The following is a 17310-nucleotide window of genomic DNA, read 5'->3' on the forward strand; positions in this document are numbered from 1 at the left end:
GCCCGGCGCCGGCCGGGAGCCCGCCACGAGCGCCGACTCGCGCAACCATGGGGGCCGAGTCGCGCAACCACAAGCGCCGACTCGGCGGAGGGTCAGGCGGTCTCGGGGAACCGCACACCGGTGTTGGAGTGGCAGCGGTAGCCGAACGGGTTCTTCGCGAGGTACTGCTGGTGGGCGTCCTCGGCGTAGTAGTACGGCGTCTCGGCGGCCGGGCGGATCTCGGTGGTGATCTCGCCGAGGCCGCGGCGGGCGAGCTCGGTGGCGTACACCCGGGTCAGCTCGCGGGCGGTCGCCTCCTGCTCGGGGGTGGTCCAGTAGATCGCCGAGCGGTACTGGGTGCCGACGTCGTTGCCCTGGCGCATGCCCTGGGTCGGGTCGTGGACCTCGAAGAACCGCTTCACCAGGTCGGCGTAGGAGACCTTCGAGGGGTCGAAGACCACGCGGACGGCCTCGGTGTGGTTGGTGCCCCCGCTGCACACCTCCTCGTACGACGGGTTCGGCGTGGTGCCGCCGGCGTACCCGACCGAGGTCGACCACACGCCCGGGATCTGCCAGTAGATCTCCTCGGCTCCCCAGAAGCAGCCGAGCCCGAAGACCGCGACCTCGAAGCCGGCCGGGGCCTCGTCGGTGACCAGCGGGGTGCCGAGGACGAGGTGCTTCTCGGCGAGGTGCCACGGACGCTCGGTGCGGCCGGGAAGCGTGGCGTCCGGGGCGACGAGCTGGCTCTTGGTGCGGGAGAAGAACACGGGGAACTCACTTCCTGGGGGTGGGGGCTGCCCAGTGTCCAACAGCAGCAGTGGCCGGATCGTTCCCGTCGGACCCCACCGCTAGCCTCGAGGCATGACCGAGCAGCGACACAGTGGCAAGTCCGGGTTCGAGACGCGTGCGGTCCACGCCGGTTATGAGCCCGACCCGACGACCGGCGCGGTGATCCCGCCCATCTACGCCACCAGCACCTACAAGCAGGACGGCGTGGGCGGCCTGCGCGGCGGCTACGAGTACAGCCGCTCGGCCAACCCGACCCGCACCGCCCTCGAGGGCGCGCTGGCGGCGCTGGAGGAGGGCGAGCGCGGCTTCGCCTTCGCCTCCGGCCTGGCCGCCGAGGACACCCTGGTGCGCGCCCTGTGCCGCCCCGGCGACCACGCGGTCATCCCCGACGACGCGTACGGCGGCACCTACCGCCTCTTCGACAAGGTCGAGAAGGCCTGGGGCCTGGAGCACAGCCCGGCGCCGGTCTCCGACGTCGACGCGGTGCGCGCCGCGATCCGCCCGGGCACGACCAAGCTGGTCTGGGTCGAGACACCGACCAACCCACTGCTCACCATCGGCGACATCGAGGCCCTCGCCGGGGTCGCCCACGAGGCCGGCGCCCTGCTCGTCGTCGACAACACCTTCGCCTCGCCCTACCTGCAGCAGCCGCTGACCCTCGGCGCCGACATCGTGGTCCACTCCACCACGAAGTACGTCGGGGGCCACTCCGACGTCGTCGGCGGCGCGCTGGTCGTGCGCGACCTCGAGGTCGCCGAGGCGATCGCCTTCCACCAGAACTCCATCGGCGCGGTCCCGGGCCCGTTCGACTCCTTCCTCACCCACCGCGGCCTGAAGACGCTCGCGGTGCGCATGGAGCGCCACTGCGACAACGCCGAGCAGGTCGTGCAGTTCCTGCTCGGCCACCCCGGCGTCACCGACGTGATCTACCCCGGCCTCGCCGAGCACCCCGGCCACGCGGTCGCCGAGCGCCAGATGCGCCGTTTCGGCGGCATGGTGTCGTTCCGCTGCGCCGGTGGCGAGGAGGCCGCGCTGCGCGCCTGCGAGCGCGCCGAGGTGTTCACCCTCGGGGAGTCCCTGGGCGGCGTGGAGTCGCTCATCGAGCACCCCGGGCGGATGACCCACGCCAGCGTCGCCGGCACCGACCTGGAGGTGCCCGCCGACCTGGTGCGCCTCAGCGTCGGCATCGAGACCATCGACGACCTGCTCGCCGACCTCGACCGGGCACTGGGGTGATCGGCACGAGGTTGGTCGGCGGGCCCATGCGGGCACTCGGGTCGTGACGCAGCGGGGTTCCACGGAGGCGGGAAGGATCGACGGGGTGGACGACGAGTACGACGCAGCGGCCGACGGGGGACGCCGGGGCCGGTTCCGGCTGCCGCTGGCCCGTCTGCGGCGCGGCGAGAGCGGCCGCGGGGGTGGCACGGACGTCGCCGTCGCGGTGCGCGCGGAGGACGAGGAGCGCTTCGGCGAGCGGCTGACCCAGCAGCTGGCCAGCCAGTGGGCGCTGATCCGCGCGGCCGACCGGCGCGCGGACCCCGAGCCCGCGCCCGTCACCTCCGGGCGCTCGAACTTCTCCCGCGCGCAGGTGCCGTGGGGCCTCGACCTCGCTGCGGCCTGGTCGTGGCGCCTGCTGGTGATCGCCGCCGCGACGTACGTCCTGCTGAACCTGCTGTGGCGATTCTCCGTGGTGACCGTCCCGCTGGCGATCGCGCTGCTGCTGGCCGCCCTGGCCAGCCCCGTCGTGCGGCTGATGCGCCGCATCGGGCTGCCCCGCGGGCTCGCCGCGCTCCTGGTGATGGTCACCGGGCTCGCCGTGCTCGGGCTGATGGTGACCTTCGTCAGCCAGCAGATCGCCGACCAGTACTCCCAGCTGGTCGACCAGGTCGTCCAGGGCCTGGGCAAGGTCCGGGTGTGGCTGCGCGACGGCCCGCTCAACGCCAGCGACTCGCAGATCAACAGCTACATCAAGCAGGCCCAGGACGCGATCACCGAGTGGTCGAAGAACGGCGGCGCGTTCAGCCAGGTCACCTCGCTGGGCACCGCGCTGACCCATGTCCTCACGGGCTTCTTCATCGTGGTCTTCTCCACCTACTTCTTCATGGCCGACGGCCCCCGCATCTGGGCGTTCTTCGTGCGCCTCGCGCCGCGTGCCGCCCGCGAGGCGGTGGACAGCTCGGGCCGGGTCGCCTGGGTCTCGCTCACCCAGTTCGTGCGCGCCACCGTCCTGGTGGCACTCGTGGACGCCATCGGCATCTCGGTCTGGGCGGCGGTGCTCGGCCTGCCGCTGGTGCTGGCCATCGGTCTGGTGGTCTTCATCGGCGCGTTCGTCCCGATGGTCGGCGCAACCGTTGCCGGCGCGGTGGCGGTGCTGGTCGCCCTGGTCGACCAGGGACTGTGGACGGCCGTGCTGATGCTGATCGGCGTGGTCGTGGTCCAGCAGGTCGAGGGTCACGTGCTCCAGCCGTTCCTGATGGGCCGCTTCGTGTCCGTGCACCCGCTCGGCGTGCTGGTCGCGATCGCCTGCGGCGTCGTGGTCGCGGGCGTCGCCGGTGCGCTGATCGCGGTGCCGATGGTCGCCGCCGTCAACGCGGTGGTCAACCACCTCGCCTCACGCAGCAACCCGGGGGATGATCCCGTCGACGCGCTGGAGCAGGACTACGCCGAGGCCGGCGAACGCCCGAGACCGGTCGGCGACGACGAGGCCGCCGTGGGCGACGCGCCGTCGTCGCCGGGCGTGCCCGATGCCGGGGATCCCCCGGGGCACGGCACCGAGGGGCGCGGCGCTCCCGAGCGCCCGACCCCCCAGACCGCGGGCGAGGACCGTCCGTGAGCACCCCCGAGGTGTCGCTGGACCACATCCGGGCCGCCCGCGAGCTGCTCGCGGGCGTGGCCATCCGCACCCCGATGGAGGAGTCGCGCTGGCTCTCCGCACTGGTGGACGGTCCCGTCCACCTCAAGTGCGAGAACCTCCAGCGCACCGGCTCGTTCAAGGCCCGCGGCGCCTACGTGCGCATCGCGCGGCTCACCGACGAGGAGCGGGCCCGCGGCGTGGTCGCGGCCTCGGCCGGCAACCACGCCCAGGGCGTGGCGCTGGCCGCGCAGATGCTCGGCACCCGGGCCACGGTGTTCATGCCCGAGGGGGCGCCGATCCCCAAGGAGCGCGCCACCCGTGGGTACGGCGCGGAGGTGCGCTTCGCGCCCGGCTACCTCGAGGACGTGCTCGCCACCGCGCTCGCGTTCAGCGAGGAGACCGGGGCGGTGCTGATCCACCCCTTCGACCACCCCGACGTGGTGGCCGGGCAGGGGACCGTCGGCCTGGAGATCATCGAGCAGGTGCCCGACGTCGAGACCGTGCTGGTGCCCACCGGCGGGGGAGGACTGCTGGCCGGCGTCGCGATCGCCATCAAGGCGCTGCGTCCGGAGGTCCGCGTGATCGGCGTGCAGGCGACCGGCGCCGCGGCGTACCCCGGGTCGTTGGCGGAGGGGGTGCCGCGCCGGCTCGGCTCGATGAAGACGATGGCCGACGGGATCGCGGTGGGGATGCCGGGGGAGATCACCTTCGCGGCCGTGCGCGACCACGTCGACGAGATCGTCACCGTCTCCGAGGACTCCATCTCCCGCGCGCTGCTCTCGCTCATCGAGCGCGCGAAGGTCGTGGTGGAGCCGGCCGGGGCCGCCGGTGTCGCGGCACTGCTGGACCGCCCGGAGGCCTACGGCACGCCCGCGGTCGCGGTGCTGTCCGGGGGCAACGTCGACCCGCTGCTCATCGGCAAGGTGATCCGCCACGGCATGGCGGCGGCCGGGCGCTACCTCAACCTGCACGTGCTGCTGCCGGACACGCCCGGCGGCCTGGCCGAGCTGCTGACCGAGATCGGGCGGGCCGGGGCCAACGTGCTCGAGGTGGTCCACGAGCGGCTCTCGCCGGACCTGCACCTCGACGAGGTCGAGGTCCACCTCCAGCTCGAGACGCGAGGAGCCCCGCACTCGCGCGAGCTCATGGAGCTGTTGCGGGTGCGGGGCTACCTGGTGCGCGGGGGCGAGGAGCGGGCCTGAGGTCAGCGCGCCCCTCGCGGGGTCACGCCTGGTACGGAACCGCGCTCAGCACGACGACCTTCATCTCCTTGCCGTTGGGCGCGGCGTAGGAGACGGTGTCGCCGGCGCGGGCGCCGTGGATGGCCGCGCCGAGCGGGGCCTGCGGGGAGTAGACCTTGAGGCCCTCGACGGTGTCCTCCATCTCGCGGGCACCGAGCAGGAAGGTCTCCGCCTCGTCGTCGTCGTCACCGACGAACTTGTAGGTCACGACCATGCCGGGCTCGACGACGCCGTCGTCGGGCGGGGTCTCGCCGACCTCGGCGCGGCGCAGCATGTCCTCGAGCTGGCGGATCCGCCCCTCGACGCGGCCCTGCTCCTCACGGGCCGCGTGGTAGCCGCCGTTCTCCTTGAGGTCGCCCTCGTCACGCGCCGAGCTGATCCGCTCGACGATCTCCTGACGGATGGGGCCCTTGAGGTTGGCAAGCTCGGCCTGCAGCTTGTCGTAGGCGTCCTGGGTCAGCCAGATGGTGTCCTGGCCGGGGGACTGCGTCATGGGTACTCCTGCTTGCTCGGGGTGCGGTCGTCCGCGCCTCTTGCGGGGGATCGGGACCGTCTCGCTCGGGCGGCCAGTGGGTGAGGCCGTACGCCGAGTCGCGCGGGCCTCTTCCTTCCTGGACGGCCCAGCGGGTCGGTCAGAAATTGCAGCCTAACAAGGACCGCGGACGAAAGCAGGTCGTCGCAGCCGCGAGCGCCGGCGAAACCGCAGGTGGGGGGCGTTTGGGGGCGCGCCGGTCAGTGGGACCGGTCCCGTCCGCCGCGAGTGGAGCGTCAGCCGGGACGGACCTGGCCGTCGGCGGTGCAGCCCGGGAACTCCACGGCGGTCGCGATCCGCTCGGTGCGGATGTCGACGACCAGGGTGGTGTCGCCGGGCTCGGCGGTGAAGGAGCGCTCGCCGACCGTGACGTGGTCGTCAGCGAACGCGCGCAGCAGGCACTCGACGTTCTCCGCGTCGTCGCGCACCCGCAGCTCGACGCGCACGCTCGTGGTGTGCTGGTCGACGACGGTGAAGGAGATCAGCTCGGAGTCGACGGCCGGTCGGGCGTGGCCGTTCATCGCCCACAGCACCCACGCGGCGGCGGTGGCCACCACGACGGCGACGAGGCCGCGCAGGAGCCAGCGCCGCCGGGGGGAGGGCGCGCCGTAGCGCTGGGCCAGGTCGGAGGCCTCGGATTCGGCGAGGCCCGACGGGCCGTCGGCGCGGGGGCCGGACGAGTGGTCGGACGAGGCAGGCCGGGTGCTCACCCCGCCATGGTCCCACCTCGGGCCGTCCGGCCTAAACTCGCGGGCATGTCCCAGCTCCCCACGCGGCCGCGCGCCGGCTACCGGCTCATGCACGTCCACGCCCACCCCGACGACGAGTCGAGCAAGGGTGCGGCGTCGACCGCGAAGTACGTCGCGGAGGGCGTCGACGTCCACGTCGTGACGTGCACCGGTGGGGAGCGCGGATCGATCCTCAACCCCAAGATGGACCGGCCCGAGATCGCCGCGAACATCACCGAGATCCGGCGCCAGGAGATGGAGCGCGCCCGCGACATCCTCGGGGTGCGCCAGGACTGGCTCGGCTTCGTCGACTCGGGCTGGCCCGAGGGCGACCCGAAGCCGCCGCTGCCCGAGGGGTGCTTCGCGCTGGTGCCGGTCGAGGAGGCCGCCGAGCCGCTGGTGCGCCTGATCCGGGAGTTCCGCCCGCACGTCGTCACGACGTACGACGAGCGCGGGGGCTACCCGCACCCCGACCACATCATGTGCCACCAGGTGAGCGTGCACGCCTTCGAGGCGGCCGGCGACCCGGAGCGCTACCCCGACGCAGGGGAGCCGTGGCAGCCGCAGAAGCTCTACTACCACCATGGCTGGAGCTGGGCGAAGACCAACGCCCTGCACGAGGCGATGCTCGCCCACGGCCTGGAGTCGCCGTACACCGAGCGGCTGGCGAACTGGACCCGCGAGCCCGAGTGGGACGCCCGGGTGACCACCCGGGTGCCGTGCGGGGAGTACTTCGGCGTGCGCGACCAGGCGCTGCTGGCGCACGCCACGCAGATCGACCCCGACAGCTTCTGGTTCGCGATCCCGCGCGAGCTGCAGCAGGAGGTCTGGCCCACCGAGGACTACGAGCTGGTCGTGAGCCACGTCCCCTCGCAGCTCCCGGAGGACGACCTGTTCGCCGGCATCCTCGACCCCTCCTGACAGACTGGTGGCATGGAGCTGTACACCGTCCTCATCGCCGAGGTCCTGCCCGTCCTGACCGAGCGCCTGGACGAGACCCCCAAGCCCGAGGACGTCAAGGCGGGCTGGGTCGGCTTCGGTGTGTTCCTGGGCCTCTGCGTCATGGTCGCGCTGCTCGGCTGGGCGATGAGCCGCCAGCTGAAGCGCACCGCGAAGAACCGTGAGGCGGGCGCCTTCGGTCCCTACCGCGGGCCGGTGCAGGACAATCGGATCCCCTCGAACGACGACGCGGACGCGCCGGTCCAGAGGGTCGACGCCTCGAACGACGCCGACGACGCGCAGCGCCCGCAGGCCTGACCGACCCCTCGCCGGTGAAGCCTGGCGAGACCCCTCAGGCCTCGGAGTGCCCTCAGGCCGGCGGCTGACCCTGCTCGGCCTGCTGCTGCGCGACCTGGCGGTGGACGTCCTCCATGTCCAGCCCGCGCACGGCCTCGATCACCTGGTCGAGTGCGGGAGCCGGCAGCGCGCCCGGCTGGGCGAAGACCAGCACGCCCTCCCGGAACGCCATCAGGGTCGGGATCGACTGGATCTGCGCCATCGCGGCGAGCTGCTGCTCGGTCTCGGTGTTGACCGAGCCGAAGGTGATGTCGGGGTTGGCCTCGGAGGCCGCCTCGTAGGTGGGCGCGAACTGCCGGCACGGTCCGCACCAGCTCGCCCAGAAGTCCACGAAGAGGATGTCGTCACCCTCGACGTGGGACACGAAGTTGTCACTGGTCAGCTCGATGGTGGCCATGCCTTCACGGTACGCGGGCGGTGGAGCCGCGTCGGCAGGTGGTGGTCCGGCCCGGGCCGCTCGCCCAGGTGCCAGGCGTACGCCACCGCCGTGTGAGGCTGGGGACGTGAGCGCGTCGAGGATCCTGGTGACCGGTGGTGTCCGGTCGGGCAAGTCCACCCATGCCGAGCGGCTGCTGCAGGCCCACCCCGAGGTCACCTACGTCGCGCCCGGGCAGGCCCCGGACCCGGCGGTGGACCCGGACTGGGCGGACCGGGTGGCCGCGCACCGTTCCCGGCGGCCCGCCGGCTGGCGCACCCTCGAGACCTCCGACCTCGCCGCGGCCCTGACCGGCGGGGGCCCGCTGCTCGTCGACTGTCTCGGGACCTGGCTGACCGCCGTCGTCGACGCGGCAGCGCTCTGGGAGGCGCCGGTCGACGACGTGCACGACCACGTCCTGGCCGCGCTGGACCCGGCCGTGGAGGCGCTGCGCGCTGCGAGCGGCCCGGTCGTGGTGGTGACCAACGAGGTCGGCCTCGGCGTGGTCCCCGCGCACCGCTCCGGACGGGTCTTCCGTGACCTGCTGGGCACCGTCAACCAGCGGGTCGCCGCCGCCTGCGACGAGGTGCACCTGGTGATCGCCGGACGGGTCCTGGTGCTCTGAGCGGCGTGCCCGGCTGAGCCCGTCGTACGACACCACGAGGGCCGACTCGGCACGCCACAAGAGCCGACTCGCGCAACCACACGGGCCGACTCGGGGAGGGGTCAGGTGCCGGCGAGGAGGCGGTCGCCGAGCTCGGAGCGCAGATAGAGCACGGAGCGGCCGTGCCGGGCGGAGGTGAGCAGGCCGGCGGCGCGCAGGGCCCGCAGGTGCTGGTTGACCGCGGTGGTCGTCACCCCGAGCCGTACGCCGAGCTCGGTCGAGGAGGCGGGGGAGTCGAGCATCCCCAGCAGCCGCGCCCGCGCCGCGCCGAGCAGCGCGACCAGGGCGTCCGGGCCGGCGACGTCCTCGGCCTCCCACAGGGTGCCGACGCCGCGCGCGGCGTACATGATCTGCGGCGCCTGCTCGGGGGTGATCGGCGTCGAGCCGCCGCGCGAGAACAGCGACGGCACCAGGGTGAGCCCCGCCCCGGTCGTGGTGCGCCGGTAGCCGCCGCGCGAGCTCGTGCTCACCTGCACCACGTTGCCGACCATCCGCACCCGCCCGCTCAAATCGGTGAACATCGCGGCCAGCCCGCGCTGGGCGATCACCCGCCCGCGGTAGGTCACGTCGGCCTCCAGGACGGTCCGCATCCGCGGCCACCACGGCTCGAAGCAGGCCTCCCAATAGGCCTCCAGTGCGCGCACCACCCGGGCCAGCACCCGGTCGGTGCGACCGCGCAGCGGCGCCGGGAGGGTGTCGCCGTGGACCTCGGCCAGCTTGGCCCGCACCACGACCGGTGGGAGCTCGGCGAGCGCGGCCATCTCCTCGCCGAACCGGGTCAACGGGCCCGTCGGGCGTGGGTGCAGGAAGTCCGGGGTCCAGAGCAGGTCGTTGGTGAGCGAGCGGAGCAGCTCGGTGTCGAGGTCGGCCCGGGCGGCCTCGGTGCGGCGCAGCCAGGGCAGGTGGTGGGGGTAGCGCCCCGGGTCGCGGAAGACCCGCACCGAGAGCGCGAGCTCGTTCAGCGGGGAGATCGCGAAACGGACCTCGCCGAGGTCCAGCCCGGCGAGCTCGTACTCGATCATGAAGTCAGACGCTACATCGTTGGCGGCGCCCACCGATGCCGTGGGAAAACTGCCGGGTGCTTCGGACCCTCCTCCCCGGCGACCCGGTCGCCCGTGCCCTCTCGATCGCGACGATGGCGGGCTCGCTGTCGATGGGGCTCTTCTACAGCGTCAGCGCGCTGTACTTCACCTTCGTGATCGGGCTCGAGGCCACCACCGTCGGCACCGGGCTCACCATCGCCGGCGCCACCGGGGTCCTGGGCTCCTTCCTCGGTGGCCGGCTCGCCGACCGGGTCGGGGCGGACCGGCTGCAGCAGGCAGCCACCGTGGTGCAGGGGGTCGCCCTGCTGGCCTACGTGCTCGCCGACGACGCGCTCACCTTCGTGCTCGTCGCCTGCGTCGCGGTCGGCGCGCGCAGCATGCAGGGCACGGCCAAGCAGACCCTGCTCGCGCGCTGGTTCACCGGCCCGGACCGGATCGAGGTCCGCGCGCGGCTGCGGGTGGTCACCAACGTGTTCATCGCGCTCGGCACCTCCGCCGCGGCGGTCGCGCTGCTGATCGGCACGGCGACGGCGTACCGCACGACGATGGTGCTGGTCGGGCTGCTCTCCCTGCTCGCGGTGGTGCCCCTCGGCGGCCTGCGCGCCCGGGTGCCCGGCCTGGCCGAGGCGTTGAGGCCCACCCGCGGACCGCGGGCCGACCTCTCCGCGCCGCAGGGCCGCTCGCCGCTGCGCGACCGCACCTACCTCGCCTCGACCGCGCTCAACTCCGTGGTCGCCATGCAGTTCGGCCTCCAGAACGTCGGGGTGCCGCTCTGGATCGCCCACCACACCGAGGCCCCGACGGTTATGGTGTCGGTGGTGCTGCTGCTCAACACCGTGCTGGTCGCGTCGCTGCAGGTGCGGGCCTCTCGCGGCACCCACGAGGTGCGCGCCGCGGGCCGGGCGGTACGACGCGGCGGGCTGCTGCTCGCCGTCGCGTGCCTGCTGCTGGCGGCGGCCGGCTCGGTCGGGGCGGTCGCGGCGGTCGTGCTGCTGCTGGTCGCGGAGACCGTCAGCACGGCGGCGGAGATCCTCGCCGAGGCGGGCGGCTGGGGCCTGGCCTTCGAGCTGGCCGACCCGCTCAGTGCCGGGGCCTACCAGGGCGTGAGCCAGATGGGCTACTCGATCGCCGGGATGCTGGCGCCGCTGGTGATCACGGCGACCGCCATCGAGCACGGCTGGCTCGGCTGGCTGGGCCTGGCGGCGATGTTCGCCGTCGCCGGGACGGGCGTCGCGGCCGTGGCCGCTCGGGCCGCCGTACGCCGCGGCGAGGCGCAGGTGCAGCTCGTCGCCTGAGCGCGCCCCAGGGTCGTGCGGCCTCAGCGCATGGCGTAGGTGGCCAGCGAGACGCTGATGTAGTGCGTGAAGAAGGCCAGCACCGTGAAGCCGTGGAAGACCTCGTGGAAGCCGAACCACTGCGGCGAGGGGTTCGGACGCTTGAGGCCGTAGACCACGCCGCCGAAGGTGTAGAGAGCGCCGCCGACCACGATCAGGGTGAAGATCGCGACCCCGATGCCCATGCCGAGCGCGGTGGCGCCGCTGAAGAAGCCGGGGATGAAGAAGATCGCCGCCCAGCCCAGCGCGATGTAGATCGGGACGTAGAGCCAGCGCGGCGCGTCGGTCCAGAAGATCCGGAACAGCACGCCGAGCACGGCGCCGGTCCACACCGTCGCGATCAGCGCGGTGCGCTGGGTGCCCTCCAGCAGCAGCAGCGCGAAGGGCGTGTAGGACCCGGCGATGAGCAGGAAGATGTTGGAGTGGTCGAAGCGGCGCAGGAACGCCCAGGTCCGCGGCGACCAGGTGCCGGTGTGGTAGATCGCCGAGACGGTGAAGAGCAGCAGGGCGGAGCCGGTGAACACGGCCGAGCCGATCTTGGTGGTCGCGTCGGGGGAGAGCGCCACCAGCACGATGCCCGCGACCAGGGTCAGCGGGGCCGTGGAGAGGTGGAGCCACCCGCGCAGCTTGGGCTTGACCTCGGCGATGGTGTCCTGGATCGAGTCGTGAATCGACTCCAGGCCGTGCCTCACCTCGTCGCGTGCATGCTGCATGGACCTGCTCATGCACCGACGGTACCCACCTGAGGGCCGGCGCGGACGAAAGGGCGGCGAACGTCACCTGACCCGAACCGATGGGCACGCCGTCATGGGGGTGACGGGCATCTCCCACTACGCTGAACGGCGTGGCTGACTGGAAACGGGGGCTGCGTCGGGTGCTCTACCCGGCCTACGAGGCCCGGTTGCTGCGGCGCATGCCGGACAACCTCCCCAAGCACGTCGGCGTCATGCTCGACGGCAACCGGCGCTGGGCGCGCTCGCTGGGGCACGACTCCGCCCACGGGCACCGCGTCGGCGCCGCGAACATCGAGCCGCTGCTCGGGTGGTGCGACGAGGTGGGCATCGAGGTGGTGACCTTGTGGCTGCTCTCGACCGACAACCTGAACCGCCCCGAGGACGAGCTCCGCCCGCTGCTGGGCATCATCGAGGACGTCGTGGACTCCCTGGCCGCCCAGCGCCGCTGGCGGGTGAACCCGGTGGGCGCGCTCGACCTGCTCCCGGCGGCGACCGCCGCCCGGCTCAAGGCCGCCGCGGACGCCACCCGCGACGTCGACGGCCTGCTGGTCAACATCGCGGTCGGGTACGGCGGGCGCCGCGAGATCGCCGACGCCGTGCGCTCCCTGCTGCTCGAGCACGCCGAGCGCGGCACCGACATGGCAGAGCTGGCGCAGGGCCTGACCGTGGAGGACATCGCCGCCCACCTCTACACCAAGGGCCAGCCGGACCCGGACCTGGTGATCCGCACCTCCGGGGAGCAGCGGATGAGCGGCTTCCTGCTGTGGCAGAGCGCCCGCTCGGAGTTCTACTTCTGCGAGGCCTACTGGCCCGACTTCCGCCGCGTCGACTTCCTGCGCGCCATCCGGGCCTACGCCCAGCGCGAGCGCCGCTTCGGCTCCTGAGGCCGCGCGCGCAGGTCCTCCTCCCCAGGCTCGGCACCGATTCCGGCGTGTCGCCACATCCGACCGCCCCGGCGGCGTACTTTTCGAGGCATCGGCGCGTGGGGAAGCGCGCCGTACCAGGAGGCCCGATCGTGACCAGTCACGACTGCATCGCACGGCGGTCGCCCCGCCCTGCGGACGGAGGCGGGCACTCCTGTCTTCGGGCACCCCGGTCCATCCGCGTGAGCTAGGACCGGGACGCCGAGTGCGTCGTGCCGGGCCGTGAGGGGGAACCGTGCCGACCCAGGCCCACCACCCGCAGCGCCCCGCTGAGACCGCCGCTGCCCGCACCACCTACGTCCTCGACACCAGCGTCCTGCTGGCCGACCCGGGGGCGATCCGCCGCTTCGCCGAGCACGAGGTGGTGCTCCCCGTCGTCGTGGTCACCGAGCTCGAGGGCAAGCGCCACCATCCCGAGCTGGGCTTCTTCGCCCGCGCCGCGCTGCGGATGCTCGACGAGCTGCGGGTCACCCACCGCCGCCTCGACCAGCCGATCCCGGTCGGGGACAGCGGCGGCACGCTGCGCGTCGAGCTCAACCACACCGACCCCGGGGCGCTCCCGTCCGGGTTCCGGCTCGGCGACAACGACACCCGGATCCTCGCGGTGGCGCGCAACCTCGCCGACGAGGGTCGTGAGGTGACCCTGGTGTCCAAGGACCTCCCGCTGCGGATCAAGGCCGCCGCGGTCGGCCTGGAGGCCCAGGAGTACCGCAGCGAGGCGATCAGCGAGTCCGACACCGGCTACACCGGCATGGCGGAGGTCGAGATCGACCCCGCCGCGCTCGACGAGCTGTACGACGACGGCACGCTCGAGCTCGCCGAGGCCCGCGACATGCCGTGCCACCAGGGCCTGGTGCTGGTCTCCGAGCGCGGTACGGCGCTGGGGCGCGTCGGCCCCGACAAGGCCGTGCACCTGGTGCGCGGGGACCGCGAGGCGTTCGGCGTCCACGGCCGCTCGGCCGAGCAGCGGATCGCGCTGGAGATGCTGCTGGACCCCGAGGTCGGCATCGTGTCCCTCGGGGGCCGGGCCGGCACCGGGAAGTCCGCGATGGCGCTGTGCGCCGGGCTGGAGGCGGTCCTCGAGCGCGGTCAGCACCAGAAGGTCGTCGTCTTCCGCCCGCTGTTCGCGGTCGGTGGGCAGGAGCTCGGCTACCTGCCGGGCTCGGAGAACGAGAAGATGTCGCCGTGGGGCCAGGCGGTCTTCGACACCCTGGGCGCGATCACCTCCAAGGAGGTGATCGAGGAGGTCCTGGCGCGGGGCATGCTCGAGGTGCTGCCGCTGACCCACATCCGCGGCCGCTCGCTGCACGACTCGTTCGTGATCGTCGACGAGGCGCAGTCGCTGGAGCGCAACGTGCTGCTCACCGTGCTCTCGCGGGTCGGCGCCAACTCCAAGGTGGTCCTCACCCACGACGTCGCCCAGCGCGACAACCTGCGGGTCGGGCGCCACGACGGCGTGGTGGCGGTCATCGACAAGCTCAAGGGCCACCCGCTCTTCGCCCACGTCACCCTCACCCGCTCCGAGCGCTCGCCGATCGCGGCGCTCGTCACGGAGATGCTGGAGGACGTCACGCTGTGAGGGCCGCCGTGAGTCGGTTGAGTCCGGCCTGAGATCCGGGCGCCGGGCCGGCAGTGGCCTGGACCGGCGCCCGGATCCACAGGTGTGACCTTTCCGGATCGTGGCACGCGCTGTGGTGCGTGGGACCGGTGTGGCTGAGGTGGCGAGCGGACTGTCTTTCACGCCACTTTGTCCCACCGATTGGGCCCGGCGGTTTGCCTGACGCACGTCAACGAAGCAAGGTGGGCCGCTGGCCACCGCTGTCTACCCGGAGCCGAAAACCCTGTGACTGAGCCCGTCAAGTCCGCCCCCAAGCACCGCGCCGCCCCCGCCCGACCGAGCACCGAGGTCCCCCGTCGGGCCCTGCGCGCGACGCTCCTCTACTCCACCCTCGCGGTCGCCGCCACCGGCGCGACCGTGGTCGGCGGCGTCCTGTCCAGCAATGGCGGCTCGAGCGCCGGGGGCAAGCTCGCCGCCACGTCCTTCAGCCAGGCCCTCGAGCCCGGCGTCGGGACCGATCCCGACACCGACACCCCGGCGGCCGCCGAGGCTCCCGAGACCGAGGCCGGCACCCCGACCGAGGCGGAGAGCGCTCCCGAGGCGCCCACCCGTCGTCCCGAGGTCTCCCGCTCCGACCGCCGCGAGGCGGCCGACCCGGCCAAGGAGGCCGTGCTGTCGGCGTCCGGCGGCGAGGCGATGACCCGCACCGAGGACCTCTCGGCGCAGGACCCGCGCACCATCGGTCGCTCCCTGCTCGGCGAGGCCGGCTTCTCCTCCGACCAGTGGGGCTGCCTGGACTCGCTGTGGACCCGCGAGTCGAACTGGACCGTCAACGCCGACAACCCGACCTCGTCGGCGTACGGCATCCCGCAGGCGCTGCCCGGCTCGAAGATGGCCAGCGCCGGCGCCGACTGGGCCACCAACCCGGTCACCCAGATCCGCTGGGGCCTGGGCTACATCGCGGACCGCTACGGCAGCCCCTGCGGCGCCTGGGCGCACAGCGAGTCCTACGGCTGGTACTGAGCCGCGGCACGCCCCGGCGCCGAGGCGCCGAGGGCCCGCCTCAGGGGTGGGTCATCGACTCCACGTCGAGCGCCTCGTCGAGCTGCGCCTCGGTGAGCTCCTCGCGTTCGAGGTGGCCCAGCGCGATCACGGTCTCGCGGATCGTGGCACCGTCGGCGAGCGCCTTCTTGGCGACCTTGGCGGCCGCCTCGTAGCCGATGTGCTTGTTCAGCGGGGTGACCACCGAGGGTGAGGACTCCGCGTAGGCGCGCATCCGCTCGGCGTTGGCGGTGATCCCCTCGACGGTGCGCTCGGCCAGCATCCGCGAGCAGGCGGCCAGCAGCCGCACGGACTCCAGCAGGTTGCGGGCGATGACCGGCATCGCGACATTGAGCTCGAAGCTCCCGCTCGCGCCGGCCACCGTCACCGTCGTGTCGTTGCCGATCACCTGGGCGCAGACCATCAGCGTGGCCTCGGGGAGCACCGGGTTGACCTTGCCCGGCATGATGCTCGACCCCGGCTGGAGGTCGGGGAGGTGGATCTCCGCGAGCCCGGTGGTGGGGCCGGACGCCATCCAGCGCAGGTCGTTGCAGATCTTGGTCAGCCCGACCGCGTAGGTCTTCAGCGCACCGCTGAGCTCGACCAGGGAGTCGCGCGTGCCCTGGGCCTCGAAGTGGTTGCGCGCCTCGGTGAACGGCTGGCCGGTGCGCTCCGCGAGGACCGCGATCACCCGCTCGGCGAAGCCGGCGGGGGTGTTGATGCCGGTGCCGACCGCCGTGCCGCCGAGTGGCAGCTCGCGGACGCGGGGGAGCACCGACTCCAGGCGCTCCGCGGCGTAGCGCACGGTGGCGGCGTACCCGCCGAACTCCTGGCCGAGCATCACCGGGGTGGCGTCCATGAGGTGCGTGCGCCCGGACTTCACCAGCCCGGCGAACTCCACGGCCTTGCGCTCCAGGGAGGAGCTGAGCGCGTCGAGCGCGGGGAACAGGTCCTCGATGACCGCCAGCGTCGCCGCCACGTGGATCGCGGTGGGGAAGGTGTCGTTGGAGGACTGGCTGGCGTTGACGTGGTCGTTGGGGTGCACCTCGGTGCCGGCGCGCGCGGCGAGGCTGGCGATCACCTCGTTGGCGTTCATGTTCGAGCTGGTGCCCGAGCCGGTCTGGAACACGTCGATGGGGAACGCGTCGTCGTGCTCGCCGGCGGCCACCGCGGTGGCGGCCTCGCCGATCGCGCGGGCGACGTCGGCGTCGAGCACGCCGAGCTCGGCGTTCGTGGTGGCGGCGGCGGCCTTGACCAGCCCGATCGCGCGGATCAGGCGCGGTTCGAGCGGGGTGCCGCTGATCGGGAAGTTCTCCACCGCCCGCTGGGTCTGTGCGCGCCACAGCGCGTCGCGGGGGACGAGGACGTCGCCCATGGAGTCGTGCTCGGTGCGGAACTCCTGCTGGTCCGCCTGGCTGCTGCCCCGTTCGCTGGTCACGCCTGGGACGGTACCCGGGCGACGTAGAGCCAATAGTGCTCCGCGCGGTCCTGCAGGACGACGTCCAGCGGCTGCGGGTCGACCGCGCCGAAGACCGCCCGCATGGCCTCCTCGAGCGCGGGCTCCTCGGAGGCCGACCAGATCGCCGCGGCCCCGCCCGGGCGCAGCAGCGTGCGCAGGCGGGTCAGGAACGGCGTCTCGTAGAGCCCGGCGTTGGCGTCGTGCACCAGGTAGCCCGGGCCGTTGTCGACGTCGAGCAGCACCAGGTCGTACGACGCGGGGCGCGCCTCCGCCAGGGCGACGGCGACGTCGGCGACCACCACCTGGAGGCGCTCGTCGGCGAGCACCGCGGGGCCGTGGGGGACGGTGCCGTCGCGCATCCAGTCGACGAGCGCCTGCTCGATCTCGACGACCACGCAGCGCCGGACCCGGCGGTCGGCCAGCACCCGGTGCGCGGTGAAGCCGAGCCCCAGGCCCCCGACGAGGACCTGCGCGGGCTCCTCCACGAGCGCCAGGCAGGCCGTCGCCAGCGCCTCCTCGGTGCTGGTCTCCTCGGTGTCCATGACGAAGACGCCGTTCGCGCGCAGCTCCCAGACGACCGGGCCGTTCTCCTCGCGCCGCTCGCGCAGCACCAGCTCGCCGCGCTCGGACTCGGCGCGGGCCTTCTCGACGTACTCCACAGGTCCATCCTCGGGGATGAGGATGACGGGCGCGGTCCTGGATACCCCACAGCGTTCCCGA

The 17310-nt window shown here is 73.0% G+C and carries 18 protein-coding genes; 10 read left to right on the plus strand and 8 right to left on the minus strand.

Annotated elements, in window-relative coordinates:
* Positions 1-92: 92 nt before the first annotated feature.
* Complete coding sequence (gene msrA, locus HOQ23_RS03095) at positions 93-746, minus strand: peptide-methionine (S)-S-oxide reductase MsrA (RefSeq protein ID WP_172211773.1); 654 nt, start codon at positions 744-746, stop codon at positions 93-95.
* Between the two features lie 94 nt (positions 747-840).
* Between msrA and HOQ23_RS03100 the strand changes: the two genes are divergently transcribed.
* The 3 genes from HOQ23_RS03100 to ilvA all read left to right on the plus strand — a co-directional run bounded on the left by HOQ23_RS03100 (position 841) and on the right by ilvA (position 4824).
* Complete coding sequence (locus HOQ23_RS03100) at positions 841-2004, plus strand: cystathionine gamma-synthase (protein ID WP_172211774.1); 1164 nt, start codon at positions 841-843, stop codon at positions 2002-2004.
* An 85-nt stretch (positions 2005-2089) separates the two neighbouring features.
* On the plus strand, positions 2090-3601 hold the full coding sequence (locus tag HOQ23_RS03105; RefSeq protein ID WP_367650348.1) for an AI-2E family transporter: 1512 nt from the start codon (positions 2090-2092) through the stop codon (positions 3599-3601).
* On the plus strand, positions 3598-4824 hold the full coding sequence (gene ilvA / locus HOQ23_RS03110) for a threonine ammonia-lyase (RefSeq protein WP_172211775.1): 1227 nt from the start codon (positions 3598-3600) through the stop codon (positions 4822-4824). Before HOQ23_RS03105 ends, ilvA begins: the two co-directional genes overlap by 4 nt.
* Positions 4825-4846: 22 nt before the next feature.
* Here ilvA and greA read toward each other — a convergent pair whose 3' ends face one another.
* Together greA and HOQ23_RS03120 are read right to left on the minus strand one after the other, a co-directional pair.
* A complete protein-coding gene (gene greA / locus HOQ23_RS03115) occupies positions 4847-5356 on the minus strand; it encodes a transcription elongation factor GreA (protein ID WP_172211776.1) in 510 nt (169 codons plus the stop codon).
* Between the two features lie 275 nt (positions 5357-5631).
* Positions 5632-6105 (minus strand): DUF4307 domain-containing protein, encoded by a 474-nt coding sequence (locus HOQ23_RS03120; RefSeq protein WP_172211777.1) that lies wholly within the window; start codon positions 6103-6105, stop codon positions 5632-5634.
* 45 nt (positions 6106-6150) lie between these two features.
* On the opposite strand from HOQ23_RS03120, the gene mca reads away from it, so the two are divergent.
* Both mca and HOQ23_RS03130 read left to right on the plus strand, forming a co-directional pair.
* A complete protein-coding gene (mca, locus tag HOQ23_RS03125) occupies positions 6151-7044 on the plus strand; it encodes a mycothiol conjugate amidase Mca (protein ID WP_172211779.1) in 894 nt (297 codons plus the stop codon).
* A 12-nt stretch (positions 7045-7056) separates the two neighbouring features.
* Positions 7057-7380, plus strand: coding sequence for a hypothetical protein (locus HOQ23_RS03130; RefSeq protein ID WP_172211781.1), 324 nt, complete (start codon positions 7057-7059; stop codon positions 7378-7380).
* Positions 7381-7432: 52 nt separating this feature from the next.
* Here the strand turns inward: HOQ23_RS03130 and HOQ23_RS03135 are convergent, their stop codons facing one another.
* Positions 7433-7816, minus strand: coding sequence for a co-chaperone YbbN (locus HOQ23_RS03135; RefSeq protein WP_172211783.1), 384 nt, complete (start codon positions 7814-7816; stop codon positions 7433-7435).
* Between the two features lie 106 nt (positions 7817-7922).
* On the opposite strand from HOQ23_RS03135, the gene HOQ23_RS03140 reads away from it, so the two are divergent.
* On the plus strand, positions 7923-8459 hold the full coding sequence (locus HOQ23_RS03140) for a bifunctional adenosylcobinamide kinase/adenosylcobinamide-phosphate guanylyltransferase (RefSeq protein ID WP_367650349.1): 537 nt from the start codon (positions 7923-7925) through the stop codon (positions 8457-8459).
* Between the two features lie 101 nt (positions 8460-8560).
* Here HOQ23_RS03140 and HOQ23_RS03145 read toward each other — a convergent pair whose 3' ends face one another.
* A complete protein-coding gene (locus HOQ23_RS03145; protein WP_172211787.1) occupies positions 8561-9520 on the minus strand; it encodes a DUF5937 family protein in 960 nt (319 codons plus the stop codon).
* Positions 9521-9576: 56 nt separating this feature from the next.
* Here HOQ23_RS03145 and HOQ23_RS03150 point away from each other — a divergent pair, with 56 nt between their 5' ends.
* Positions 9577-10836: an MFS transporter gene (locus HOQ23_RS03150; protein ID WP_216653562.1), complete on the plus strand. Its 1260-nt coding sequence runs from the start codon at positions 9577-9579 to the stop codon at positions 10834-10836.
* Positions 10837-10859: 23 nt separating this feature from the next.
* Here the strand turns inward: HOQ23_RS03150 and HOQ23_RS03155 are convergent, their stop codons facing one another.
* Positions 10860-11588 (minus strand): hemolysin III family protein, encoded by a 729-nt coding sequence (locus HOQ23_RS03155; RefSeq protein ID WP_172211789.1) that lies wholly within the window; start codon positions 11586-11588, stop codon positions 10860-10862.
* 131 nt (positions 11589-11719) lie between these two features.
* Between HOQ23_RS03155 and HOQ23_RS03160 the strand changes: the two genes are divergently transcribed.
* From HOQ23_RS03160 to HOQ23_RS03170, 3 genes are all read left to right on the plus strand, one after another.
* Positions 11720-12493 (plus strand): isoprenyl transferase, encoded by a 774-nt coding sequence (locus HOQ23_RS03160; protein WP_172211791.1) that lies wholly within the window; start codon positions 11720-11722, stop codon positions 12491-12493.
* Positions 12494-12767: 274 nt separating this feature from the next.
* Positions 12768-14111 carry a PhoH family protein gene (locus tag HOQ23_RS03165; protein ID WP_172211793.1) on the plus strand — a complete coding sequence of 448 codons (1344 nt, stop codon included), beginning with the start codon at positions 12768-12770 and terminating at the stop codon, positions 14109-14111.
* A 264-nt stretch (positions 14112-14375) separates the two neighbouring features.
* Positions 14376-15113: a lytic transglycosylase domain-containing protein gene (locus tag HOQ23_RS03170; protein WP_172211795.1), complete on the plus strand. Its 738-nt coding sequence runs from the start codon at positions 14376-14378 to the stop codon at positions 15111-15113.
* A 40-nt stretch (positions 15114-15153) separates the two neighbouring features.
* Here HOQ23_RS03170 and HOQ23_RS03175 read toward each other — a convergent pair whose 3' ends face one another.
* Positions 15154-16569, minus strand: coding sequence for a class II fumarate hydratase (locus HOQ23_RS03175; protein WP_172211797.1), 1416 nt, complete (start codon positions 16567-16569; stop codon positions 15154-15156).
* Positions 16566-17249, minus strand: coding sequence for a hypothetical protein (locus tag HOQ23_RS20705; RefSeq protein WP_172211799.1), 684 nt, complete (start codon positions 17247-17249; stop codon positions 16566-16568). The genes HOQ23_RS03175 and HOQ23_RS20705 overlap by 4 nt, the downstream gene beginning before the upstream one ends.
* Positions 17250-17310 lie beyond the last annotated feature (61 nt).

Source organism: Nocardioides sp. zg-DK7169 (genome assembly GCF_013155365.1).
Taxonomy (GTDB): domain Bacteria; phylum Actinomycetota; class Actinomycetes; order Propionibacteriales; family Nocardioidaceae; genus Nocardioides.

Bases quoted from the DNA above. Each gene is read 5' to 3' on its own strand.
- HOQ23_RS03100 (WP_172211774.1), top strand. From the start codon at position 841: ATGACCGAGCAGCGACACAGTGGCAAGTCCGGGTTCGAGACGCGTGCG.
- greA (WP_172211776.1), bottom strand. From the start codon at position 5,356: ATGACGCAGTCCCCCGGCCAGGACACCATCTGGCTGACCCAGGACGCC.
- mca (WP_172211779.1), top strand. From the start codon at position 6,151: ATGTCCCAGCTCCCCACGCGGCCGCGCGCCGGCTACCGGCTCATGCAC.
- HOQ23_RS03130 (WP_172211781.1), top strand. From the start codon at position 7,057: ATGGAGCTGTACACCGTCCTCATCGCCGAGGTCCTGCCCGTCCTGACC.
- HOQ23_RS03135 (WP_172211783.1), bottom strand. From the start codon at position 7,816: ATGGCCACCATCGAGCTGACCAGTGACAACTTCGTGTCCCACGTCGAG.
- HOQ23_RS03145 (WP_172211787.1), bottom strand. From the start codon at position 9,520: ATGATCGAGTACGAGCTCGCCGGGCTGGACCTCGGCGAGGTCCGTTTC.
- HOQ23_RS03155 (WP_172211789.1), bottom strand. From the start codon at position 11,588: ATGCAGCATGCACGCGACGAGGTGAGGCACGGCCTGGAGTCGATTCAC.